Source organism: Actinophytocola sediminis (assembly GCF_054779715.1).
In genome coordinates, this window is sequence record NZ_BAAGXS010000033.1 from 1 (window position 1) to 21,580 (window position 21,580).

At 72.8% G+C, this 21,580-nt stretch carries 23 protein-coding genes and 1 pseudogene; 11 read left to right on the forward strand and 13 right to left on the reverse strand.

Features of this window, described 5'->3' with window-relative positions:
* Nucleotides 1–495 (forward strand): hypothetical protein (locus ACYVIP_RS20700; RefSeq protein WP_460398736.1); only part of this gene is annotated, 495 nt, incomplete at its 5' end.
* A 14-nt stretch (nt 496–509) separates the two neighbouring features.
* The gene (locus tag ACYVIP_RS20705) at nt 510–1,295 is read left to right on the forward strand and encodes a hypothetical protein (protein ID WP_460398738.1); all 786 of its coding nucleotides are present in this window, start codon (nt 510–512) and stop codon (nt 1,293–1,295) included.
* Between the two features lie 47 nt (nt 1,296–1,342).
* On the opposite strand, the gene ACYVIP_RS20710 is transcribed toward ACYVIP_RS20705, so the two are convergent.
* Both ACYVIP_RS20710 and ACYVIP_RS20715 read right to left on the reverse strand, forming a co-directional pair.
* On the reverse strand, nt 1,343–1,687 hold the full coding sequence (locus ACYVIP_RS20710; RefSeq protein ID WP_460398740.1) for a DUF3618 domain-containing protein: 345 nt from the start codon (nt 1,685–1,687) through the stop codon (nt 1,343–1,345).
* Nucleotides 1,684–2,118, reverse strand: coding sequence for a phage holin family protein (locus ACYVIP_RS20715; protein WP_460398742.1), 435 nt, complete (start codon nt 2,116–2,118; stop codon nt 1,684–1,686). The genes ACYVIP_RS20710 and ACYVIP_RS20715 overlap by 4 nt, the downstream gene beginning before the upstream one ends.
* Before the next feature lie 114 nt (nt 2,119–2,232).
* On the opposite strand from ACYVIP_RS20715, the gene ACYVIP_RS20720 reads away from it, so the two are divergent.
* Genes ACYVIP_RS20720 through ACYVIP_RS20730 form a run of 3 tightly spaced genes read left to right on the forward strand, consistent with a single transcriptional unit; the run spans nt 2,233 to nt 5,532 of the window.
* Nucleotides 2,233–3,366, forward strand: a complete 1,134-nt coding sequence (locus ACYVIP_RS20720; protein ID WP_460398744.1) for an acyltransferase family protein — start codon at nt 2,233–2,235, stop codon at nt 3,364–3,366.
* Entirely contained in the window at nt 3,356–4,618 is a 1,263-nt protein-coding gene (locus tag ACYVIP_RS20725; RefSeq protein WP_460398746.1) for a glucarate dehydratase family protein, read from the forward strand. The genes ACYVIP_RS20720 and ACYVIP_RS20725 overlap by 11 nt, the downstream gene beginning before the upstream one ends.
* Nucleotides 4,619–4,620: 2 nt before the next feature.
* Complete coding sequence (locus ACYVIP_RS20730) at nt 4,621–5,532, forward strand: 2-hydroxyacid dehydrogenase (RefSeq protein ID WP_460398748.1); 912 nt, start codon at nt 4,621–4,623, stop codon at nt 5,530–5,532.
* Nucleotides 5,533–5,558: 26 nt separating this feature from the next.
* On the opposite strand, the gene ACYVIP_RS20735 is transcribed toward ACYVIP_RS20730, so the two are convergent.
* A complete protein-coding gene (locus tag ACYVIP_RS20735; RefSeq protein WP_460398750.1) occupies nt 5,559–7,055 on the reverse strand; it encodes an IMP dehydrogenase in 1,497 nt (498 codons plus the stop codon).
* Between the two features lie 73 nt (nt 7,056–7,128).
* A complete protein-coding gene (locus tag ACYVIP_RS20740; protein ID WP_460398752.1) occupies nt 7,129–7,989 on the reverse strand; it encodes an NAD(P)H-binding protein in 861 nt (286 codons plus the stop codon).
* Between the two features lie 78 nt (nt 7,990–8,067).
* Here ACYVIP_RS20740 and ACYVIP_RS20745 point away from each other — a divergent pair, with 78 nt between their 5' ends.
* A complete protein-coding gene (locus ACYVIP_RS20745) occupies nt 8,068–8,811 on the forward strand; it encodes an AraC family transcriptional regulator (protein ID WP_460398754.1) in 744 nt (247 codons plus the stop codon).
* 218 nt (nt 8,812–9,029) lie between these two features.
* Here the strand turns inward: ACYVIP_RS20745 and ACYVIP_RS20750 are convergent, their stop codons facing one another.
* Nucleotides 9,030–9,863 carry a hypothetical protein gene (locus ACYVIP_RS20750; RefSeq protein WP_460398756.1) on the reverse strand — a complete coding sequence of 278 codons (834 nt, stop codon included), beginning with the start codon at nt 9,861–9,863 and terminating at the stop codon, nt 9,030–9,032.
* A complete protein-coding gene (locus tag ACYVIP_RS20755) occupies nt 9,860–10,417 on the reverse strand; it encodes a sigma-70 family RNA polymerase sigma factor (RefSeq protein ID WP_460398758.1) in 558 nt (185 codons plus the stop codon). The genes ACYVIP_RS20750 and ACYVIP_RS20755 overlap by 4 nt, the downstream gene beginning before the upstream one ends.
* Nucleotides 10,418–10,481: 64 nt before the next feature.
* Between ACYVIP_RS20755 and ACYVIP_RS20760 the strand changes: the two genes are divergently transcribed.
* Nucleotides 10,482–10,838, forward strand: coding sequence for a RidA family protein (locus ACYVIP_RS20760; protein ID WP_460398760.1), 357 nt, complete (start codon nt 10,482–10,484; stop codon nt 10,836–10,838).
* Here the strand turns inward: ACYVIP_RS20760 and ACYVIP_RS20765 are convergent.
* Nucleotides 10,828–12,036 carry a tyrosine-type recombinase/integrase gene (locus ACYVIP_RS20765; protein WP_460398762.1) on the reverse strand — a complete coding sequence of 403 codons (1,209 nt, stop codon included), beginning with the start codon at nt 12,034–12,036 and terminating at the stop codon, nt 10,828–10,830. The two genes, ACYVIP_RS20760 and ACYVIP_RS20765, sit on opposite strands and share 11 nt — an antisense overlap.
* A gap of 108 nt (nt 12,037–12,144) precedes the next feature.
* Between ACYVIP_RS20765 and ACYVIP_RS20770 the strand changes: the two genes are divergently transcribed.
* On the forward strand, nt 12,145–13,260 hold the full coding sequence (locus ACYVIP_RS20770) for a hypothetical protein (RefSeq protein WP_460398764.1): 1,116 nt from the start codon (nt 12,145–12,147) through the stop codon (nt 13,258–13,260).
* Between the two features lie 73 nt (nt 13,261–13,333).
* Nucleotides 13,334–14,341 (forward strand): helix-turn-helix domain-containing protein, encoded by a 1,008-nt coding sequence (locus ACYVIP_RS20775; protein WP_460398766.1) that lies wholly within the window; start codon nt 13,334–13,336, stop codon nt 14,339–14,341.
* On the opposite strand, the gene ACYVIP_RS20780 is transcribed toward ACYVIP_RS20775, so the two are convergent.
* From ACYVIP_RS20780 to ACYVIP_RS20805, 6 genes and pseudogenes are all read right to left on the reverse strand, one after another.
* A complete protein-coding gene (locus tag ACYVIP_RS20780; protein ID WP_460398768.1) occupies nt 14,338–15,132 on the reverse strand; it encodes a maleylpyruvate isomerase family mycothiol-dependent enzyme in 795 nt (264 codons plus the stop codon). The genes ACYVIP_RS20775 and ACYVIP_RS20780 overlap by 4 nt on opposite strands.
* 58 nt (nt 15,133–15,190) lie before the next feature.
* Nucleotides 15,191–15,577: pseudogene (locus tag ACYVIP_RS20785) on the reverse strand (DUF5134 domain-containing protein); the annotation flags it as partial.
* A gap of 24 nt (nt 15,578–15,601) precedes the next feature.
* On the reverse strand, nt 15,602–16,672 hold the full coding sequence (locus tag ACYVIP_RS20790; protein WP_460398770.1) for a serine hydrolase domain-containing protein: 1,071 nt from the start codon (nt 16,670–16,672) through the stop codon (nt 15,602–15,604).
* Nucleotides 16,673–16,686: 14 nt separating this feature from the next.
* Nucleotides 16,687–17,475: an ABC transporter permease subunit gene (locus ACYVIP_RS20795; RefSeq protein WP_460398772.1), complete on the reverse strand. Its 789-nt coding sequence runs from the start codon at nt 17,473–17,475 to the stop codon at nt 16,687–16,689.
* Nucleotides 17,472–18,893 carry an ABC transporter permease subunit gene (locus ACYVIP_RS20800; RefSeq protein ID WP_460398774.1) on the reverse strand — a complete coding sequence of 474 codons (1,422 nt, stop codon included), beginning with the start codon at nt 18,891–18,893 and terminating at the stop codon, nt 17,472–17,474. The genes ACYVIP_RS20795 and ACYVIP_RS20800 overlap by 4 nt, the downstream gene beginning before the upstream one ends.
* Nucleotides 18,893–19,804 (reverse strand): ABC transporter ATP-binding protein, encoded by a 912-nt coding sequence (locus tag ACYVIP_RS20805; RefSeq protein ID WP_460398776.1) that lies wholly within the window; start codon nt 19,802–19,804, stop codon nt 18,893–18,895. The genes ACYVIP_RS20800 and ACYVIP_RS20805 overlap by 1 nt, the downstream gene beginning before the upstream one ends.
* Nucleotides 19,805–19,938: 134 nt before the next feature.
* Here ACYVIP_RS20805 and ACYVIP_RS20810 point away from each other — a divergent pair, with 134 nt between their 5' ends.
* Nucleotides 19,939–20,889: a sensor histidine kinase gene (locus ACYVIP_RS20810; RefSeq protein ID WP_460398778.1), complete on the forward strand. Its 951-nt coding sequence runs from the start codon at nt 19,939–19,941 to the stop codon at nt 20,887–20,889.
* Nucleotides 20,886–21,539, forward strand: a complete 654-nt coding sequence (locus ACYVIP_RS20815) for a response regulator (RefSeq protein ID WP_460398780.1) — start codon at nt 20,886–20,888, stop codon at nt 21,537–21,539. Before ACYVIP_RS20810 ends, ACYVIP_RS20815 begins: the two co-directional genes overlap by 4 nt.
* Nucleotides 21,540–21,580: the final 41 nt, after the last annotated feature.

Consider the following 21,580-nt stretch of genomic DNA (forward strand, 5'->3'; position numbering starts at 1 on the left):
CCCGGCGCCGCGGCCGAGTGGCGCGGGCCGGCCACCATCCCCGGCGCGGTCGCGGCGGTCGCGGGATCGGGCGTCGAGCCGGGGGAACTGGCCGCCGCACAGCGGATCGCCGACGCGCTCCGCGCCGGGGCGCACGGCTTCTCCTATCTGGACACCGACAGCCCGGCCGCCATCGCCGCGTTCGAACGGGCCTTCCTCGAGGTCGCCGACGACATCGAGCTGCTGTCCGCCGGGCGGCGGCCGTGGCGGCGCTGGTGGCGCAGACGGTCGGCGAGCCGAGGTCCGGTGGCGGCGGCGGGTGTGGCCCGGCTGCTGGCCGCCGCGCGCCCGGTGCCGCGCATGGTGCTCAACGTCGACTCGACGGTGTTCGTGAAGGCCGCCGGCACCCGGATCGTCACCCGCACCATGACCTCGGCCCAGCTGCGCCGCTTCGAACACGGTCAACGGCTGCGCGCGGACCCGGTGGCCGCCGCGCTCGATGAGCGAGCGGGCTGATTCCCTGAGACCGTATGGCGGTGGCGATCAGCGATGAGCAGCTCGCCGCCGTACTGCGGCGGTTCGTGCGCGGCTGCGAGCCCATGCTGCGCCGGCTGCGCGACACCGACGAACCGCTCGACCTGACCGTGGCCACCGACGACCGCGACATCGACCACGGCGTGCTCAAGCGGGTCAGGGCGCGCATCGGCCGGGTCCGCTGGCCCGGCTCGGCGACCTGGTCGCGGCGCAGCCTCGCGGAGCGGACGCACTGGTGGATCAGCCGGGTCGGGCGGGTCACCGCGCTCGCCGCGTCGGTCACCGGCCTGGCCGGCGCGCTCGGCGACCGGTTGCCACTACAGGACATTCTCGGCTCGGCCGGCCAGGGGCTGCTGCTGTGCGCGCTGGCCGCCGAACACGGGATCAGCGACCGGACCACCCAGGTCCGGGTGCTCGCCTCGGTGCTGTTCCAACGCGAGCTGTCCCCAGCGGTCGCCGCCGGCACCGGCGACGACGCGGCCGACGCGGCCGAGGTCGCCCGGCTCACCGGCGTCGACGCCGAACCGCCGGCCGAGCCCGCGAAAGGCCACCAGCTCGGCCTCAAACAGGCCGCGAAATGGTTGTGGCGTCAGGGCAGCATGCTCTACGCGGTCTACGGCGAGCTGGACAAACGCCCCCACGGCCGCTTCTACCACCGGGCACTGGGCATGCTGCCCGTCGTCGGCCTGGCCGGCGACTACCTCGGCGAACGCTCAGCCCTCAAACGCGCGGCCAAGTCCCAACTCCGCTGGCTCCGCACCCACCAACCAGCAAAGCCCTGAATGCCTCATTGGGGACGCTCAACGTCCCCAATGAGGCATTCAGGGCTTCAGTGCCGGCGGAGCTGGCGCCAGGCCACGAGGACCGCGATCAGCGCGGTCAGGCCGCCGACCGCCAGGCCCGGGCGGTGAACCACCGTCCGCCAGGCCGGCGCCAGCTTCGCCTCGACCGGGTCGGGCAGCTTGGCCACCAACACCGCACCGGTGTGCTCGATCGCCTGGCCGCTCTCGTGCACGGTGTCCCGGACCCGGCCAGGCACGTCGACCTTCTCGCCGAGCGCGGCCACCGTCTCGGCCAGCTCCTGGCGGGTCAGCTCGGCGTCGTTGCGCAGGTCCTCGTCGGTCGGCGGCTGACCCGGCATGGTCATCCGCTCCTCGTGCCGCCGGTCGGTCATCGCTTCGCCGCCTCCTTGACCACGTGCATGTCCCGCTTGGCGCCCCGCACCGCCGCCGAGGGCATCGGGGAGCTCCTGCGCAGCTGCCGGCGGCCCACCATGGCCGCGACCGCGGCGGCCAGGAACAGCACCACGGCCACGATCAGCGCCGCCACCCAGACCGGCATGACCAGGTCCAGCACCAACACCAGCGTGGCGACCAGCGCGCCGACACCGAACAACGCGAGCAGTCCGGCCGTGCCCAACCCGGCGACCCCGGCACCGGCGTGCTTGGCCTTGTCCTGGGTCTCCCGCACGGCGAGGCGGAGCTCGGTGCGCACGAGGTGGCCGACCTGGTCGGTCAGATCGTTGACGAGCTCCGCGGTCGACTTCGCCGTGGCCGGTTTCGCCAACCTGACCTCGCCTGTCGTCGCACTCGTCATCGCACTCATCGTCACCCTCCTCAGCCCGAGTCGATGGTGGACTACCCACCTCTTTGCCCCCGAAACCGTTCGCCACGGCGGATGGAGTGGACAAGATCCCGCCGGTTCGGCAACAGTCGACATGTGACCGGAACCAGACTGCCCCAGGTCGACAACGTGAAAACCGCGTTGGTGGCCTGGGTGATCGGGGCGCACGCCCTACTCGGCTACACCACCGTGGGTGGGTGGCCATACGACGAGGTCAACGAGGTTTCGTTCGCTCCCGGAGTCGAGCTGGTGCTCGCCGCGCTCATCGGGCCGTCCGGGTTGTTCGTCATCGGCGGGTTCTTCTTCCTGGCCGGCCTGTTCACCCCGCCCTCCCTGCACCGCAAGGGCCTGTCCCGGTTCACCCTCGACCGGTTGCTGCGGCTCGGGCTGCCGTGGGCGGCCTCGGCGTTCCTGGTGTGGCCGCTGACGATGTGGCTGGCCTACCGCGCAGACGGCCACGACGAGTCGATCTGGTGGGTCGTCACCCACCGGTACCCGCTGTTCGACGCCGGGTCACTGTGGTTCGCGTTCGTCCTGCTGATCTTCTCGATCGTCTACGCGGTGTGGCGGACCATGTCCCCGCCCGACGAGGACGCCCCGCCGCCGGGCAAGGGGCTGCTGGTGGCCATGGCCGTCGGCATCGCGGTCAGCTCGTTCCTGGTCCGGCTCTGGTTTCCCGCCAAGAGCGGGCAGATCTTCGACCTGCACCTGTGGCAGTGGCCGCAGTGCGTGTTCATGTTCGTCCTCGGCCTGATCTGCGCGCGCCACGGCTGGGCGCGGGAGGTGCCGGAACGGATCCGGCGCACCGCCACGACCATCGCGGTGATAACCATCTGCCTGGTGCCGATCCTCGGCATCGCCGTCGGCATCACCGACCTGGCCGCCGACATCGGCCCGTTCCTGGGCGGCTGGTCCTGGCAGGCGGCGGCGACCGCGCTGGTGGAGGGCATCCTGGTGGTCACCGGGTCGCTGTGGCTGCTCGGACTGGCCCAACGACACCTGACCCAGCACGGGAAGTTAGCCAAGGCCTGTTCCCGGGCCGCGTTCCCGGCGTTCGTCATCCAGGGCCCGGTGCTGATCCTGCTCGCGCTCGCACTGCGGCCGATCGACATGCCGGCCGAGGTGAAGGCGCCGCTGGTGGCCGCGGTCGCGCTGGTCGCCTCGTTCTACGCCGGCTGGCTGCTGGTCTCCAGGAAAGAACCGGCCAAAGCCCGTCGCCATGCCGGCTGACCCGATCCGCGAGGTGGTCATCACCCCGGTCGCCTTCCGGGACCCGCCGCTGCTCAACGCGGTCGGCGTGCACGAGCCGTACGCGCTGCGCGCGGTGGTCGAGGTGCGCACCGAGGACGGCGTGCTCGGCCTCGGCGAGACCTACGGCGACGCGCTGCACCTGGACCGCCTCCGCCGGGCCGCCGCCGAGATCATCGGCCTGGACGCGTGGCAGCTCCAGCGGATCGCCGCCAGGATCGCCGCCCTGCCGGCCGGCGGCCCCGGCGGGGACGGCACCAGCGGCATGGTCAACGCCGCCATCGCCGACCGCGTGCTCTCGCCCTTCGAGGTGGCCTGCCTGGACATCCAGGGCAGGACCATCGGCCGCCCGGTCACCGACCTGCTCGGCGGCGCCGTGCGCGACCGGGTCGACTTCAGCGGCTACCTGTTCTACAAGTGGGCCGGGCACCCCGGCGCGGCCGACGACCGCTGGGGCGCGGCACTGGACCCCGACGGGATCGTCGCACAGGCCCGCCGGATGGTCGACGAGTACGGCTTCACCGCGCTCAAGCTCAAGGGCGGTGTGTTCCCGCCGGCACAGGAGGCCGACGCGGTCCGCGCGCTGCACGCGGCCTTCCCCGGCCACCCGCTGCGGATCGACCCGAACGCCGCCTGGTCGGTGCCCACCTCGATCCGGGTCGGCCGGGAGCTGGCCGGGCTGCTGGAGTACCTGGAGGACCCGACCGAGGGCATCGCGGGCATGGCGCAGGTCGCCCGCGAGGTCCCGATGCCGTTGGCCACCAACATGTGCGTGGTCGCCTTCGACCACCTGCGCCCGGCGGTCGCGGCCGGCGCGGTCGCGATCATCCTGTCCGACCACCACTTCTGGGGCGGGCTGCGCCGCAGCGCCGCGCTCGCCGCGACCTGCGACACCTTCGGCCTGGACCTGTCCATGCACTCCAACTCCCACCTGGGCATCAGCCTGGCCGCGATGACCCACCTCGCCGCGGCCACCCCGACCCTGACCTACGCCTGCGACACCCACTGGCCGTGGAAGGACCCGGCCGAGGACGTCATCGAACCCGGCGTGCTGCGGTTCGTCGACGGCGCGGTCACGGTGCCCACCACCCCCGGTCTCGGCGTCGAGCTGGACCGGGACGCGCTGGCACGGCTGCACGAGCAGTACCTCGCCTGCGGTCTGACCGCCCGCGACGACACCGGCTACTACCGCCGCCGGCATCCGGACTTCGACCCGGCTCCGCCACGATGGTGACCATGACGGTTCTCCAGGTGTGCCCGCTGCACGAGTCGCTGGAGGGTCCGCTGGCGCGCTACGACCCCGTCCGGCTGTTCGACCGGCCCGATTTCCTTGCCACCCATGGCGATCAGGTGATCGCCGCGGTGACCAGCTCCCGCTACGGCGTCACCCCCGAGCAGATGGCGCAGATGCCGGGGCTCGGCGCGATCGTGCACTTCGGCGCCGGCTACGAGGCCACCGACCTCGACCTGGCCCGCGCCCGCGGGGTGCAGGTGTCCAACACCCCGGACGTGTTGTCGGACTGCGTGGCCGACCTGGCGGTGGGTGGGCTGCTGGATGTGCTGCGTGGCCTGTCGGCGGCCGACCGGTTCGTGCGCGCCGGCGGCTGGAACTTCCCGCTGACCACGAAGGTGGGTGGCAAGCGGGTCGGCATCCTCGGCCTCGGCGGCATCGGGCGGGCGATCGCGCGCCGGCTGGCGGGTTTCGACGTGCGGATCTCCTACCACTCCCGGCGGGTGGTGCCCGACGTGCCGTACCGGTACCTGCCATCGGCGGTCGAACTGGCCGCCGAGGTCGACGTGCTGGTGGTCGCGACCGCGGGCGGCGCGGGCACCCGAGGGCTGGTGTCGGTCGAGGTGCTGGCGGCGCTGGGCCCGGCCGGATACCTGGTGAACATCGCCCGCGGCAGCGTGGTCGACGAGCCGGCACTGGTGTCGGCACTGGTCGACGGTCGGCTCGCCGGCGCCGCGCTGGACGTGTACGCCGACGAGCCGACCGTGCCGGCGGAGCTGCTCGCGCTGGACAACGTGGTGCTGTTCCCGCACATCGGCAGCGGCACCCGGGAGACCAGACAGGCCATGGGCGAGCTGGCCTTCCAGAACCTGCGGCAGTTCATGACCGACGGCACGCTGGTCACCCCGGTTCCGTAGGGGTGTTCCGGTGGTGTGCGGACGGTTCAGGTCACGGTGGCCGAGGTGTCCCGCACGGTGACGGTCGCGTGGCTTTCCTGGAAGCTCTGCTCGGAGACCAGTGTCAGCCGGGCGGAGGACTGGAACTCCGGCAGCGTGGTGGAACCGCAGGAAACCATGGTGGACTTGATTTTCGCGATGGTGGCAGCCAGTCCCTCGTTGAGGTCGCCGGCGTAGGGGACGTAGCCGTCGACGCCCTCCTCGAAGATCAGTCCTTGGCCGCCCTGGCCGTAGCGCTGCCAGTTGCGGGCTCGGTTCGAGCCTTCGCCCCAGTACTCCTTGACGAAGCCGTCCCGCGTAGGGAGCTTCGCGCCCGGCGCCTGATCGAAACGGGCGAAGTAGCGGCCCATCATGACGAAGTCGGCACCCATCGCCAGCGCCAGAGCCACGTGGTAGTCGTGTACCAGCCCGCCGTCCGAACAGATCGGCACGTACTGGCCGGTTCGCTCGGTGAAGGCGTCCCTGGCCGCGGCGACGTCCAGCACCGCGCTCGCCTGGCCCCGGCCGATGCCCTTCTGGTCGCGGGTGATGCAGATCGAGCCCCCGCCGACACCGACCTTGACGAAGTCCGCGCCCGCCTCGGCGAGGAAGGTGAACGCCTCACCGTCGACCACGTTGCCGCCGCCGGTCGGGATCTCGGGGTAGTGCTTGTTCACCCAGGTCAGGGCCTGTGCCTGCCAGTCGCTGTAGCCGTCGGACGAGTCGAAGCACAACGCGTCGGCGCCGGCGGCCAGCAGCGCGGGGACGCGCTCGCGGTAGTCGTGGGTGTTGACGCCGGCGCCCACGCGCAGCCGCTTGTCACCGTCCACGAGCTGGTGGGGGAAGCGCTTGTTGTCCGCGTAGTCCGACCGGAAGACCAGGTGCTGGAGGTGCCCGCCGTCGTCCACCACCGGCAGGCAGTCCAGCCGCTCGTCCCACAGCCTCGCGTTGGCCGACGAGAGCGTGCTGTCCGTGCCGGCGTGCGGCAGGTCGGCGATCGCGGTCATCCGGCCGCTGACGGGCCCGTCGAGATCGTGGCGCTGGGGATGGAAGTCGCGGGAGGTCACCAGCCCGAGCAGCCGGCCGCCGGCGCTCCCGTCATGGGTCACCGCGGCGGTGCTGTGGCCGGTGCGGCGCATGATGCCGACCAGATGGCTCAGGGTGTCATCGGGGCGGACGTTCGTGTCGCTGGTGACGAACCCGGCCTTGAAGTTCTTCACCTTCCGCACGGCGGCGGCCTGTTCCTCGATCGACTGGTTGTGGTGGAGGAAGGACAGGCCGCCGTTACGAGCGAGCGCGATCGCGAGTTCCGGCGAACTGACCGCCTGCATGATGGCCGAGGTGAACGGTGCCCGCAGCTCGATCGCCGGTGTCTCACCCACCACGTGCCGCACCATCGGCGTGCGCAGGTCGACGGCGTCGGGCGCGCAGTCGGTGCGGGTCCGGTTCGGCAGCAGCAGATACTCGTTGAACGTCCGTGAGACCTCGGCCACGATCCTTGCCACTTGAGAGTCCTCCCCGATGACGGCATACGGCTGATGTGGCCATGAAGTCTCCACCACAGGCAGGTCACGCGGTTCATGACCCGGTGAACGCGTCCCGGTGGTCGCGTACCCAGGAGCGGAAGGACCTCGCCGGCCGGCCGAGGACGCGTTCGGCGTCCTCGGTCAGCACGGCGTTGCCGCCCGTGCGGATCTGCTCGTAGCCCCGGATCGCGACGTCGACCAGGGCGGGGTCGAGACCGGCGTCGAGCATCTGCTGGCGGGCGAGGTCGGTCGGCAGGTCGACGGTCTCGACCTGCCGACCGACCTCCTCGGCGATCACCGCGACCTGGTCGGGAACGCTGACCAGGTCGGGTCCGGTCAGGGTGTGGGTCTGGCCGTCGTAGGCGTCGGTGAGCAACACCTCGACCGCGACCGCCGCGATGTCCCTCGGGTCGATCACGCCCTGCCGGCCCGTCGCGGTCAGGTTCGGCACGGGCTGGCCGGCGCGGATCGGGCCGGCCCAGCGCAGCGCGTTCGACGCGAACGACGATGGCCGCAACACCGACCACGCCATCCCGGACCCGGCCAGCGCCTGCTCGCCGGGCTCGTGCCAGTCGGCGGGCCGGGTGTGCTGGCCGGCGGACTGCTCGCCGCCGATGGCCGACAGTTTCACGATCTTGCCAACGCCCTCGGCCGCGGCCGCCTGAATCATGGCCAGGTCGTGCTCGGGTACGTGCGCTCCCGGCGCGGTGAGCAGGAAGACGGTGTCGACCTCCGCGAGCGCGCGGCGCAGCGAGTCGGGGTCGGCGAAATCGGCCCGCACGACCGCGCTCTCGGACAGTGGCCGCACGCGGGCCGGGTCGCGGGTCATGGCCCGCGTACGCGCGCCTCGGTCGGCGAGCAACCGCAGGACTTCACCGCCGACGGTGCCCGTGGCACCGGTGATCAGGATCATGGCGCCACGATGCCAACCCGGGCCGGTTGGGTTATAGGAACTTTCGGCACCCCACCGGGCGCTGGCTAGCCTGGCGGGGTGAACGCCCGTGAGCGACGGTTGCCGGTCGCGGCCGCGCTGCGCCCGTGGATCGCCCAGATCAGCGTCGCCAGCTACGCCCGCGACGACGGCTGCCCGCTGATCCACCCACCCGAGCCGACCACCACGCTCGTCTGGCGCGCGACGACCGACGGACCCGGCGAAGCGCTGGTCGTCGGTCCGCGCACGCACGCGTCCTACCACCTGGGCAAGGACATCCCGCTGTGCCTGCGGTTGCGGATCAGGCACGGCTCGGTGCCCTCGGTGCTGGGCGTGCCGGCCGACGAGCTCGTCGACCGGGTCGTCGCGCTGCCCGACCTGGTCCCGTTCCGCGCCGAGCCGGGCCACGACCCCGGGCGCGTCGCCGCGCACGTCCAGGCTGCGCTGCTGGCGCGCATGGACAACGACCGGGCCGACACCCGGGCGCGGGACCTCGTGTACGCGGCGGCCGCCGCGTTGGCCACGGCTCCGGCGCGCGTTGGCGACGCGGCCCGGCGGGTCGGGGTCAGTGAACGACAGCTTCGCACCGTCTTCACCAGGACCACCGGCCTGTCGCCCAAGCAGTTCGCCCGCCTCAGCCGCGTGCGCACGGTGCTGCGGGACACCGGCCGCCGCTCCCTGGCGCGGCTGGCCAGCGACGCCGGCTACTACGACCAGTCACACATGACCGCGGAGTTCCGCCAGATCATGCACGTCACGCCGAAGGTGTTCGCGGAGGGCCGGCTGCCGGCGACGGCGTGTTGAGCCGTGCGGGGTGGTGCCCTTCCCGGGTGGGGTAGCCGGGAAGGACACCACCGTCGAGCCGGGCCCGCGGGGCGGCGGGCTGTGGTGGCTCGACCACGCGGCGCCGAGCTGGGGGAGAGCATCGGCACCGAACTCACGTGAATCGGTGTGGGCGAGCCCGTGCAACGGCCGGTACCCGAAATACGATCGATTGGCCGAGTGCGACTGGGCCGACCGGGTCAGCGATCTTTCGGCCACTTGTCGGGGCCGTCGCCGTCATCGCCACCATCATCGTGCCCGTCGTCCTCGCCCGGCCGGTCGTCCGGCCGCTGGCCTGGCCCGCTGGGGCGGGTCGGCCTGGTGGTCTCGGAGTCCGGCGATGTGGTCCCCGGGCCGGTGAACGGCCGGTCGGACGTGGTGGACGGCTGGCTCGAACTCGGCTGTGCGGTGGTCGTCGGTGGTGTCGATCTGGTCGTCGTCGGCGTGCTCGACTCCGTCCCGCGGGAGGCGTCGGACCGGGACGGCGCGTCGGCGACGTGGGGCGTGAGCCGTTCGCGGATGGCGGCGACGTCGTCGCGGATCCGTTCGGCCGCGCTCGGCTCGGCCACCTCGTCGGCGAGCTTGTCGGCGTGGGCCAGCAGCCGGGCGGCCTCGGGCAGGCGGCCCTGGTCGACGGCGGTCCTGGCGTCGCGCAGCACCCCGTCGGCACGGTCGACCGCGGCCCTGGACTCGGCCAGGCCGCCGAAGACCAGCTCGGTGACCGGCCACAGCGGGCTGCCGGGACCGGCCTGCGTGGCCACCGCGGTGAGTCCGCCGCCGGTCAGCAGGGCGGCCGCGGCGACGGTGACGGTGGCCTTGCGCATCCGGCCCCGGCCGCGCGCCGGGCGGGCGATGGCGGTGGTCACCGCGTCCAGGAGCCGTTCGTCGGTCGGGCCGGCGGTGGGCATCGAGGCCCGCCAGGTGGACAGCATCCGCTCGACCTCGTCGCCGTCGACCGGCTCGCCCCGGCCGAGGCGGTCGAGGAACTCGTCGTCGTCGCGGCCAGCGTCGCCAGGTGGCAGGCGAATGCTCACGCGATCACCTGGTCGGCGGCGCGGGCCCATTCGCGGAGGCGGGCCAGGGCGCGGGCCTGGGCCATCCGCACGGCCGATGGTGACTTGCCGATGACCGCGCCGACCTCCTCGGCCGACAGGCCGGCGGCCACCCGCAGCAGGATGATCTCGCGCTGGGCGCCGGTGAGGTCGTTGAGCAGTGGCAGCAGCCGGCGGGACAGGTCGGCGTGCACGGCGTGCGCCTCGGGGGTCCACCGCTCGTCGGCCCGGTCGGGCAGCGTCTCGATGGTGCGCAGTGCGGGGGTGCGGTGGGCGTCGGCGACCTTGTTGGCGGCGATCCGGTAGACGAACGCGGTGAACGGCAGGCCGCGGTCCTGGTAGCGGGGCAGCGCCTCGAACACGGCCAGGCAGACGTCCTGGGCGACGTCGTCCGGGGACAGGTCGCCGCGGCCGAGAGTGCCCAGGCGTGCCCAGCAGTAACGCAGCACGCCGGGGCGGATCCGCGCGAGCAGTTGCGCGGCGGCTTCCGGCTCACCGCGCCGGGCGCGCGTCGCGAGCTCGTTGTCGAGCGTCACACCGGGGAGCCTAGCCAGCCGAAGTCGGCGACGGGTAGTAACTCCCCGGGTTACCGTGTCCGGCGTGAGCGATGCCAAACATCCCTACAGCCCAGCGGTGGTCGCCGGCGGCCTGGTCTTCGTCTCCGGCGCGCTGCCGTTGCTGGCCGACGGGACCGTGGTCAGGGGCGGCCGGGCCGCGCTGGACGCGGCGATCGAGAACCTCGAGCAGCGGATGGCGCACGTCGGCGCCCGGCTCGAGGACATGGTCAAGCTGACCTACTTCGTGACCGACATCTCCCTGCGGGACGTGGCGAACGAGCAGTTCATCGACCTGTGGCCGGAGCCGAGGCCGGCGCGCACGGTCGTCGGGGTGGCCGAGCTGCCCTACGGGTGTGAGGTGGAGCTCGACGCGGTGGTGCGCGCCCCGGTCACGTCCTGAGCGCCTCGCCGACCAGGTCGACGGCGCTGCGGGAGGGATCGCGGGCGGCGCTGTTGTAGACCTGCTCGGTGGTGTCCACGCTGGTGTGCCCGACGTCGGCCTGGACGTGTACCAGCTGGGCGCCGGCCTCGACGGCGGTGGTGACGTAGAAGTGGCGCAGGGCGTGCGGGTGCATGGCGTCGGCGACGTCACGCAGCGGCTCGCCGGCCGCGGTGGCGATGCGACGCAGCAGCTGCCAGACGGTCTGGCGCCGGTAGCGCCCGCCGGTGCGGGTGACCAGCAGCGGTGCGGTGCGGTCCGGTTTGGCCGGGGCGGTCTCGGTGCTGGTGTGGTCGCGCAGCCGTAGGTAGGTCAGCAGGGCCCGTTCGGCGGCCTCGTGCAGGTAGACCACGCGGGTCTTGCCGCCCTTGCCGGTGACCCGCAGTGCGCGGCGGCCGCGGGTGACGTGCAGGTCGTCGCGGTCGAGGATGCAGAGTTCGCCAACGCGCAGGCCGAGGGTGAACAGGCCGACGACCGCGCCCGCTCGTGCGCTGTCGAGCAGGCTGGCGCCGCGCCTGGTGGCGGCCGCGGTGGTGAACAGGGCGCGCACCTGGGCGGTGGTGAGCACGACGGTGCCGGTGGTGTTGCCGGTGGGGGTGATCAGGCCGAGCCGGCGGCGGTTGAGCGCGGCCGGGTTGCCGGCGGCCAGGCCGGCGTCGGCGAGGTGGGTGTAGAGGGCCTTGACGGTGGCCAGCATGCGGTCCCTGGTGGCGGGGGCGGCGCCGGCGGTGTCGAGGTCGGCCAGCCAGGTCTTGACGTTGGTCGAGGTGGCGGTCAGTGGGTCGATGCCGCGACTGGCGCACCAACGGAACCAGTGCAGCGCGCGGAACCGGCCGCGGGGGGCCGGGGGTGGGGTGTTGGCCCGGACCGCCGTGGCGGTCGGGTTGGCGGTCGGGTTGGCGACGAGGGTCGCGTACCGGGTGATCGCCTCGGCCCACTGGTTGTCGGCCCGGTCGTCGGTGGGCGTGATCCACTCGCGGAGGTCGGCCGGGCTGGTGGGTAGACCCAGCCCTTCGGCGTAGGTCCGGCGGGTGGCCGGGTTGCCGTAGCCGCTGAGCCACTCGGTGATCTCTCCCAGCAGCCGGTGTGGCTCGGCCACAGCGGGCCATGGCCCCTGATCGGCCGCCGATACGAGCTCGTTGCCCTCCACGATCGTCACCACGACAGCTTAGCTACAAAAGCACAGTTCTGTAGCCAACCTGGCATACAGATACGTAACTCCTAACCCAAGTTACGAGATCTACAACTCTCTACTAGGATATGGATCATGATTGAAGTGCAGCTGGAGACGTCGGGCCTGTGTGGGTTCAGCCGCTGTCGAGCGCCGCTGCCGGGCTCGGGACCCAAGGGCGGGCGACCGTTCGCCTACTGCCCCGACCGGGCGTGGCCCGGCGGCCGCACCTGCAAGCAACTGGCCGCCGCGCAGGACGCGCTCGTCGAGGCCCTCGGCGCGACCACGACCCCGGTCACCGACGCCACCGCCGGTTTCGTCGACGCCGCGCACCGGGTGTCCGAGCCGCTGCGCGACCTGCTCGCCCTGGCCGAGGCACTCAAGACCACGTTGGCCGACGAGACGAAAGCCGCCGCCGACCGCGCAACGCACGCCGAGACCGAGGCCGCGACCGAACGCGGCCTGCGCGCGGCGGCGGAGTCGGAGACCGAGCAGGCACAGACCGCCGCCGAAGCGGCCGAAGCGCGGGCGACCGAGACCGTCACCGAGGCCAACGCCGACATCCGGCGGCACCGCGCCGCCCGCGACCAGGCCGCCGCCGAGGCCAAGGCGGCCCGCGAGTCGGCCAAACAGGCCGAACTCGCCGCCGCGCACGCCGAGGGCATCGCCGCCACCGAACGCCACCGCGCGGAAGAAGCCCTCACGCGGGCACACGCGGCCCTGACCGAGATCACCCAGCAGCGCGCACGCGCGGACGTGGCCGAAGCCGAGACCGCCGGCCACCGCGCACGGGCCGACAACGCCGAGGCGGAGATCGCCCGGCTACGGGATCGTGCCGACGACGCCGACATGCGCGCCGATCACCTGCGCGCGCGTGCCGAACTGGCCGAGTCCGAGATCGCCGACGCCCATGCCCGCGCCGACGCCGCCGAGGCCACCGTCGCCGAGGCGCGTCGCCGAGCCGACGACACGGCCACCGCCCTCACCGACGCCACCGCCGCGCTCGCCACCCGCACCGCCGAACGCGACGCCGCCCGCGCCGCCGAACAGACCGGCCGCACGGAACTCCGCACCGAACACCGCGCTGAGCTCATCGCCACCGAGCGCCGCCACGCCGAGCTCACCGGACGCCTGCGCGACGCCCTGCTGCGTCCGGCGCCGGACGAGGAGCTGCGCACCCGCCTGCTGGCCACCCTCCTCGACCCGAGATGACCGGGAGGTTGTGACCCAGGTCTCCTGATCACGGGTAGAAACTCAAGCGGCTTGAGGTTCCATAGTCGACGTCATGAACGACAACCACCTGTACCCCATCGGGGACGCGGCGCGCCGCACCGGGCTGAGCGTGAGCGCCATCAGGTTCTACGCCGACGCCGGGGTCATCGCGCCCGCCGAGCAGACCGCCGGCGGACACCGGCTCTACGACGTGGACGCCATCGCGCGGCTGGAACTCGTTGCCACCCTGCGAGACCTGGGCGCGGGCCTGGACGACATCCGCGGCCTGCTGGCCGAGGAGACCAGCCTGCGGGAGTTGGCCGAGACCCACCTGCGGGTGGTCGAGCGGCACCTGCGCGACCTGCGCGCCCGGCGTGCTGTCCTGCGCACCATCGTCAACCAGGCCACCACCACCGAACGGGTGGCCCTCATGCACAGCCTGGTGTCCATGTCCGACGACAGCCGCAACCAGCTCCTGGACGAGTTCTGGCGCGAGGTCACCGACGGCCTGACCGTCCACCCCACCTACGTCGAACACCTCCACCGGATGCGGCCCCAGGTGCCGGAGGACCCCACCACCGAGCAGCTCCAGGCGTGGATCCAGCTGGCCGACCTGGTGCGGGACGACGCCTTCCGCGCCGCGGTGCGCCAGTTCTTCCACGTCAGCTTCGCCTCGCCCACGTCAGCTGACCTGACCACACCGGACATGGTGGCGTTCGCGGAGCAGCGCCGGCAGGTCGAGCTGGCGGCCCAGGAGGCCGAGCGGTCGGGGCTGTCCCCGGAGTCACCTCGGGCACGGGAGATCGCCGAACGGCTCTTCGCCGCATACGCCGATCTCATCGCCACCACCGTCGGGGCGCCGCTGGGTGCGCGGGAACTCGCCGACCTGCGCCAGTCCATGACCCATCCTGATCCGGACGGTGCCGGGAGCCAGGTCGCCGAGCGGTTCGTCGCGGAGGTCACCGGCCTGCTCGGCACCTACCTGTCCCTGATGGCCACCATCAACGAGACCCCACCGGACGAGTGGCTCAGGACCGGGCCGAGCGACGGGTGGCTCGCCGCCGCCCTCCGAGCTCCCTAGTCCGCCACGTGGGCGGTGTGCTCCACCCAGTGCCGGGCCAGCTCCACGTCACCGTCGACGGTGACGTGGTCGCCGGTCAGGGGAAGCCGGCGGGTCAGGATGAACAGCAGCGATGCCGCCGGACCGTGGACGGTCACCTCAGCGGTGCCGCCGCCGTGCTGCCAGCGCGCACCGTCGGGGTGGCGCACGATGTGCCAATCGCCGACGCTCGGCTCGTCGGTGGCGTGGAAGCGCAGGGTCTGGCCGGTGCCCCGCATCGCGGCGGTGGACTCCGGGCGCTGGGCCGCCCAGGTCGGCGAGGTGAGCATGGTCAGGTGGTTGGTGATGAGATCGGCGGCGACGTCGGCGTCGGTCGTGTAGTCGTGGCCGGCGGCCGCGGCCGCGTCGAAGCCGTGCACGACCGCCTCGTTGAGCATGCTCTGGAGCCAGAACTGCGCACCGGTCCGGCTGTCGCCGGAGGCGTTGAACACCTCGGCGTCCAGTGCCGCGTCCGAGCAGACCGCGGCCGCGCGGGCGCCGGCGTCGGACAGCCACGCCGGCCATTCCCGCGGATCGGCGGGCAGCTCGGCCATCTCGGTTGGCAGCTTCATCGGGTCGGTGACCCGGCGTTCGATGATGTCGGACACCCAGTGCAGGGTGTGGCCGACGTGCTCGACCAGGCTGGTCACCGTCCACCCAGGACAGGTCGGCACCACGGTGTCGCTCTCCGCCGCGCGCACGTGTTCGGCCAGCTGCCTGGTGTTGTCCTGGAGTGCCTGCCGGCGGCGTTCCGCGCTCAGCTCGGGACTCATCGATCGTCCTGCCTTTCCCATCACCGCTCGGTTTCACGAAATCGCCAGATCCGCGAACCTACACGAGCAGCGCCGCCATCAGCGCCATGCCGAGGCTCATGATCCCGTGCGCGGCGAGCGCCGCCGTGGGCAGCCGTAGCGTCTCCTGGGCCCGGCCGGCGTCGAACGCGCGCGCCTGCCAGCCGATCCCCGCGACCAGAAAAACCGCGCTGAGCAGCACGGCGACGATCGCGATGTGCGCCGGCGCGTTCATGGTCATCGTCGCGCCGTCCCCGCCATGGCCGCCGTGCCCGTCGCCGGACGCGCTGTCCCGCACCGTCATCGTGGTCATCAAAGTTGGCATGATGAGGAGCATCCAGGCCATCCCGGCCATCATCAGCGCGTGCTGGCCAAGCGACCACCGGCCGCCGTGCCCACTCGCACCGAACACGAGCATGCCGGCGAACCATCCGGTAGCTCCCGGCGACGGTTATCCCGGCACCGCGGCCACCAGACCCATGATCAGGTCGAGCGCGCCGGCCTCCACGTCCCACTCACCCTGCCGCAGGGCGTGGTTGGACACGAGGAACACCAGCCGGTCGGAGTCGAGGAACCGGGCGTAGGCGGCGAAGGACCACCCGTTCCCGCCGGTATGGCCGGCCAACCGTCCCGCCTCGGTGTCCAGCACGCTCCAGGCGTATCCGGTGTGCGCGCCGTCGTCCTCGACCCTCGGGGTGAACATGCGCTTCTTGGCCTGGTCGTCCAGGAGCGTGTCGCCGGTCAGGGCCACGTGCCAGCGGTACAGGTCGCGTGGTGTGCTGAGCAGGCCTCCGTTGCCCCGCAGATTCCAGTATGGACCGTCATCCGCCCACGGGTGTTCGGCTGGTTTTCCCTGCGGCATACCGTGTTCGTCGTACTCCACGGCCACAGTGGACGGTTCCCAGTCTGGCAGCACGTAGCCGGTGCTGGTCATGCCGGCCGGCGCGAACAGGTGCTCGGCCAGGAAGGTCTCGTAGCTCGTCCCGGAGACCAGCTCGATGATCGCGGCCAGCAGGCTGAACCCGACGTTCGAGTACTGGTACCCGCCACCGGGAGTCAGCGGCGCGCGCATCGCGGCGTCGATCAACCCCGCTCTGGTCAACGGGTCGTAGTCGTCGCCGAGCGATTCGGGCAGCCCGGAGGTGTGGGTCAGCAGGTGGTGCACCGTGATCCCGCGCCGGTCTGCGGGCACCCCGTCGAAGAAGGTGCCGATCGAGTCGTCGAACGCCAGCTCGCCCCTGGACTCCAGCAGGACGATCGCCGTGCCGGTCACCGCCTTGGTGATCGAGCCGATGTCGTAGACGGTGTCACAGCCCGACTCGACGCCGGTCTCGCGGTCGGCGAAGCCGAAACCCCGGCAGGTCACCAACTCGCCGCCGTCGGCGACGGCCACCGCGCCGTCGGCACCCGCCGGCCAGTTGTCGTCGAGGAAACGGTCGACGGGGGAGCCCTCCACGACCCGCTCGACGCCGCAGCCGGTCAGCGCGAGCACCAGCAGAAGAACAAGGCCACGCAGAGACATTCTCACTGGAATCCTCACTGGTCTCGGCGGGCCAGCAGCCACCCGCCGGTCGTCATCGCCGCCACGGCCCACGCGGCGAGCACCCCGATGCCCGCCCATGGCGCGATCGGCAGCCGGTCGATGGCCGTGGTGGCCTGGATGGCGAGCCCGGCGGTCATCGGCGCCAAGCCCTCCAGCCGCTCGCGCCAGGTCGGGTCGCCGACCAGCGTGACCAGCATCGGTGCGATCAGCAGCACCGACAGCACGGTGCTCAGCGCGCCGGCGGTGCCGCGCACGATGGTCGCCACGCCGAGCGCGAGCAGCGCGACCAGCGTCAGGTAGAGCACGGTGCCCACCGCCGCGCGCAGGGTCGCCGGGTCGGCCAGCGACAGCGGCTGGTAGCCGTTCGCCTCGGTGAACCCCTTGCCCGGCAGGACGATCCGGCCGGCGAGCAGCGCGCCGAGGACGCCGACGGTCGCGGCGACCAGCACGGTCGCGGCCACCACGACCGCCTTGCCGGCCAGCACCTCGAACCGGCGGGGGCGGGCGGCGAGCGTGGCCTGGATGAGCCCGGTGCCGTACTCGCCGCCGATCACCCCGACCGCGAGCACGACCGCCGCGATCTGGCCGAACCACACGCCGGTCAGCGCGAGCTTGGGCACGTCCTCGAAACACCGCGCCGGTGTCGGGCAGTGCGCGGTGTCCACGGCGAGCACCGCGGCCAGCCCGGCGCCGACGGTGAACACCGCCACCGCGGCCGCCAGCCACGCGTTCGACCGCAGGGTGCGCAGTTTGGTCCATTCGGCGCGCAGCGCGTGTCTCATGCGTCCCGCCCGCGCAGTCGCCAGGCCGCGAGCGCCAGCGCGGCCGCGGCGTAGGCGCACAGCACCGCGAACCCGGCCCAGGGCGTGATCGCGGTGTCGTAGCGTGGCACCGTCTGCTGGATGGCGAAGCCCGCGGCCGGGGTCAGCCGGTCCAGCCACACCGCCGCCGACACCGGCAGCCCGGTGGCCACGATCTGGGGCACCAGCAACAGCAGCAGCACCACGGTGATCGCCGGGGTGGTCCGCCGGAACAGGGTCGCCACACCGAGGCTGAACACCGCGATCACGGCCACCAGCGGCCCGGTGCCCAGCACCGCGCGCAGCACGTCCGGATCGGACAGCGGCCGGGTCGGCAGGCCCTTGGACCCGAGGATCGGGTTCGCGATCAGGAACGCGGCCAGGCCCGCCACGATCCCGGCGACCATGGTGGCCGCGGCGAGCACCAGCGCCTTCGCGGCCAGCACCCGGCCCCGGCGCGGGCTCGCGGCGAAGGTCACCAGGATCATGCCCCGCCGGTACTCCGAGGTCACGAACAGCACCCCGACCGCGACCACGGCGATGAGCCCGACCAGGATCCCGGTCAGCGTCATGCTGGTGACGTCGTCGGCGAACAGGTCCGGCCCGAGGTCCCCCTCCCCGGTCAACGTCACCGAGCCGTCCACATCGGACTGGTCACCCGCGCGGGTCCGCCAGCTGTCCGCGCCCTGCCCGGTGACCGCGACCTCGTCGAACGACGCCCGCCCGGTGGTCATCCGCCCCTCGACGGACTCACCGCCGAACTGCCGCTGGACGGCGATCTCGGCCGCCGACCCGGTGTACAGGCCGACCAGCACCTCGCTTGGCAGCTCGGCGAACTCCACGGTCCCCACCCGGCGCCAGTCCGTCCCCTCGGCGGACTCGTAGCCGGTGACCGTTGCTCCCTGGCGGTCCAGCCGCAACCAGCGGGGTGTCCCCGCGCCCCCGCCGGCTACCTCGTCGTCCACTGTCTCGCCGTCCACTGTCTCGCCGTCCACTATGGACATCAGGTGGAGGCCGTGTCCGGGAGTGATGACCAGCGCCGCGTACGGGTCCCCGTGCCGGTCACCGGCGCGGATCATCAGCCCGGCCTTGGCCCAGTCGTGGCTGGGGTCCTGGTCGGTCACCCTGGCCACGATGCCGCCGTCGCCGTCGAGACTCCGGTGGGTGAACTCGCCGCCGTCCTGCACGGAGTTGTCCACCACCGCGCGCTCGGCCGCCGGCCCCCCGCCCGCGCCGGCGGTGACCGAGCCGGCGGCGCTGAGCAGCGCCACCAGCACGGTCAGCAGCACCAGCGCGCCCATCGCCAGCACCCACCGGCGCACCGTGCGCAGCTTGGTCCACTCCGCGCGCAGCAGGCCGCCGAAACCGGCCTGGCCGGACATCGTGCTCTGGTAGGACATCAGGACTCCCGGAACTCGACGGCGTCCTGGGTCAGCTCCATGTACGCCTCCTCGAGCGACGCGCGGTGCTCGGCGATGCCGCTGAACGGCACCCCCGCGCCGGACAACAACGCCACGATCCGCTCGGCCGGCAGCCCGGACACGGTGACCGTGTCCCTGGCGTTGGCCGCGACGGTCCCGCCGGCGCCGGTGAGCACGGTGATCGCGGTCAGCCGTTCGTCGGTGCGCACCAGGACCTGGCCGCCGGACGCGGCGGCGAGCAGGTCGGCCACGTCGCGGTCGGCGATCACCCGACCGCGGCCGATCACCACGAGGTGGTCGGCGGTGCCCTCCAGCTCGCTCATCAGGTGGCTGGAGACCAGCACCGCGCGGCCCTCGCGGGCCAGCGCGCCGAGCAGCCCGCGAATCCACCGCACGCCGTCGGGGTCGAGCCCGTTGACCGGCTCGTCGAACATCAACACCGGCGGGTCGCCGATGAGCGCGGCGGCGATGCCAAGGCGCTGGCGCATGCCCAGGGAGAACCCGCCGGCCGCACGCCGGGCCGCGCTGGCCAGCCCGACCTGGTCGATCACCTCGTCGACCCGCCGCGTGGGCAGCCCACCGGCGTGCGCGAGCCACAGCAGGTGGTCCCTGGCGGTGCGCGCCGGGTGCACGGCCGCGGCGTCGAGCATCGCGCCGACCTGGCACAGCGGGTTGGGCAGCTGGTGGAAGGGCAGGCCGCCGATGAGCGCGCTGCCCTCGTCCGGCCGGTCCAGGCCCAGGATGATCCGCATGGTGGTCGACTTGCCGGCGCCGTTGGGGCCGACGAAACCGGTCACCCGCCCCGGGGCGACGGTGAACGAGAGGCCGTCGACGGCCGGGGTTGGTCCGTAGCGTTTCCGCAGCTCGCGGACCTCGATAGTGGCGTCCATGGGCAGCAACCCTACGAATCCGGGCACGTGGAGTCGTCCCGCGCCGGAGCCGTTCGCGCCATCCCCCACGCGAGGGACGCCGGGGTGCGCGGTGGGGGACGCGGGAGCGGGTGGCTCCGGCGACAATGGCGGCTGTGAACCCGTTCGCTGTGGTCGGCGCGCTGCTCGGCGTGGCCGGGGGGCTGGAGGCGGTGCTGCGCCCGGCCGGGCAGTTGTCGGTGACGCTGCTGGTCGCCCTGTTCGCGACCGTGCCGGTGGCGTTCGCGCGCACCAACGCGGGCGCGGTGGCCGCGGTGCTCACGCCGATGGCGGTGCTCTCGGTCGCGCTGCACGGGGTGCTCACCGCCGGCGTGGCCGGCGCGGTGGTGGTGTGGTCGGTGCTGGGCCGGCGCCACCTGCGCCGTGCACGCCGGGCGGCGGCCGCGCGCACGGCGGCGGCCAGGGAGGTGGAGGACGCGCTGCTGGAGCTGACCGCGCGTGGTGAGCGGGCCCGCATCGCCCGCGAACTGCACGATGTGGTGGCCCACCACATCTCGATGATCTCGGTACAGGCCGAGACCGCGCGGCTGACCACCCCCGGGATGCCCGCCGATGGCGCGCGGCAGCTGCGGGCGATCGGGGACACCGCGCGGACCGCGCTGACCGAGATGCGCAGGCTGCTCGGCGTGTTGCGCGCGGACGCCGAGCAGGACGGGCCGGCACGCGCGCCGCAGCCGGGCCTCCAGCAGCTGCTCGAGCTGCTCGACGAGATGCGCCAGTCGGCCGGGGCCGGGGCGCGGCTGATCGTGCGCGGCCCGGTCGTCGCGCTGGATCCCGGGGTCGAGCTGACCGCCTACCGGTTGGTGCAGGAGGCCCTGACCAACTGCCGCCGACACGCGCCGGGCGCGGCGGTGGACGTCACCCTCGACTACGACCAGGACGCGGTGCGGGTCGCCGTGCGCGACAACGGCCCTGGCCCCGGCCGGGGCGCGAGCGGCCACGGCCTGGTGGGTATGCGGGAGCGGGTGGACATGGTCGGCGGCACGTTGCGCACCGGCCCCGCGCCGGGCAGCGGGTTTCTGGTGGAGGCGGTGTTGCCGGTATGACCCGGGTGGTCGTGGTGGACGACCAGGTCGTGGTGCGGGCCGGGTTCGCCGCCCTGCTGTCCACCCAGGACGACCTGGAGGTGGTCGGCGTCGCCGAGGACGGCGCGCAGGCGGTGCGGGTGTGTGCCGAGGTGTCGCCGGACGTGGTGCTGATGGACGTGCGGATGCCGGTGTTGGACGGGATCTCGGCGACCAGGGCGCTGCTGGCGGTGCCGGACCCGCCGAGGGTGCTGATGCTGACGACGTTCGATCTCGACGAGCACGTGTACGACGCGTTGGTGGCCGGCGCGAGCGGGTTCCTGCTCAAGGACGTGACCGCCGAACGGCTTTTCGACGCGGTGCGGGTGATCGCCCGGGGTGAGGCGTTGCTGGCGCCGAGCGTGACCCGCAGGCTGATCGGCGAGTTCGCCCGGCTGCGGCCCCGGCCGCCGTCACCGGCGCTGGCCGACCTGACCCCGAGGGAGACCGAGGTGTTGCGGCTGCTGGCGGCCGGCCTGTCCAACGGGGAGATCGCGACCCGCCTGGTGGTCGGCGAGGAGACGGTGAAGACCCATGTCAGCCGGGTCCTGCGGAAGGTGGGGGTGCGGGACCGCGCACAGGCGGTGGTGGTCGCCTACGAGTCAGGCCTGGTGGTACCCCGCCTGCGGTAAGGCCGCGGGCGGGGCTGCGGGTTTGCATCGCTACTGATCGG

What these genes read in the sequence shown, in the direction of transcription:
- ACYVIP_RS20705 (WP_460398738.1), top strand. Translation starts at nt 510, where the DNA reads ATGGCGGTGGCGATCAGCGATGAGCAGCTCGCCGCCGTACTGCGGCGG.
- ACYVIP_RS20710 (WP_460398740.1), bottom strand. Translation starts at nt 1,687, where the DNA reads ATGACCGACCGGCGGCACGAGGAGCGGATGACCATGCCGGGTCAGCCG.
- ACYVIP_RS20715 (WP_460398742.1), bottom strand. Translation starts at nt 2,118, where the DNA reads ATGAGTGCGATGACGAGTGCGACGACAGGCGAGGTCAGGTTGGCGAAA.
- ACYVIP_RS20725 (WP_460398746.1), top strand. Translation starts at nt 3,356, where the DNA reads ATGCCGGCTGACCCGATCCGCGAGGTGGTCATCACCCCGGTCGCCTTC.
- ACYVIP_RS20730 (WP_460398748.1), top strand. Translation starts at nt 4,621, where the DNA reads ATGACGGTTCTCCAGGTGTGCCCGCTGCACGAGTCGCTGGAGGGTCCG.
- ACYVIP_RS20740 (WP_460398752.1), bottom strand. Translation starts at nt 7,989, where the DNA reads ATGATCCTGATCACCGGTGCCACGGGCACCGTCGGCGGTGAAGTCCTG.
- ACYVIP_RS20770 (WP_460398764.1), top strand. Translation starts at nt 12,145, where the DNA reads ATGATTGAAGTGCAGCTGGAGACGTCGGGCCTGTGTGGGTTCAGCCGC.
- ACYVIP_RS20775 (WP_460398766.1), top strand. Translation starts at nt 13,334, where the DNA reads ATGAACGACAACCACCTGTACCCCATCGGGGACGCGGCGCGCCGCACC.
- ACYVIP_RS20780 (WP_460398768.1), bottom strand. Translation starts at nt 15,132, where the DNA reads ATGAGTCCCGAGCTGAGCGCGGAACGCCGCCGGCAGGCACTCCAGGAC.
- ACYVIP_RS20790 (WP_460398770.1), bottom strand. Translation starts at nt 16,672, where the DNA reads ATGTCTCTGCGTGGCCTTGTTCTTCTGCTGGTGCTCGCGCTGACCGGC.
- ACYVIP_RS20795 (WP_460398772.1), bottom strand. Translation starts at nt 17,475, where the DNA reads ATGAGACACGCGCTGCGCGCCGAATGGACCAAACTGCGCACCCTGCGG.
- ACYVIP_RS20800 (WP_460398774.1), bottom strand. Translation starts at nt 18,893, where the DNA reads ATGTCCTACCAGAGCACGATGTCCGGCCAGGCCGGTTTCGGCGGCCTG.
- ACYVIP_RS20805 (WP_460398776.1), bottom strand. Translation starts at nt 19,804, where the DNA reads ATGGACGCCACTATCGAGGTCCGCGAGCTGCGGAAACGCTACGGACCA.
- ACYVIP_RS20815 (WP_460398780.1), top strand. Translation starts at nt 20,886, where the DNA reads ATGACCCGGGTGGTCGTGGTGGACGACCAGGTCGTGGTGCGGGCCGGG.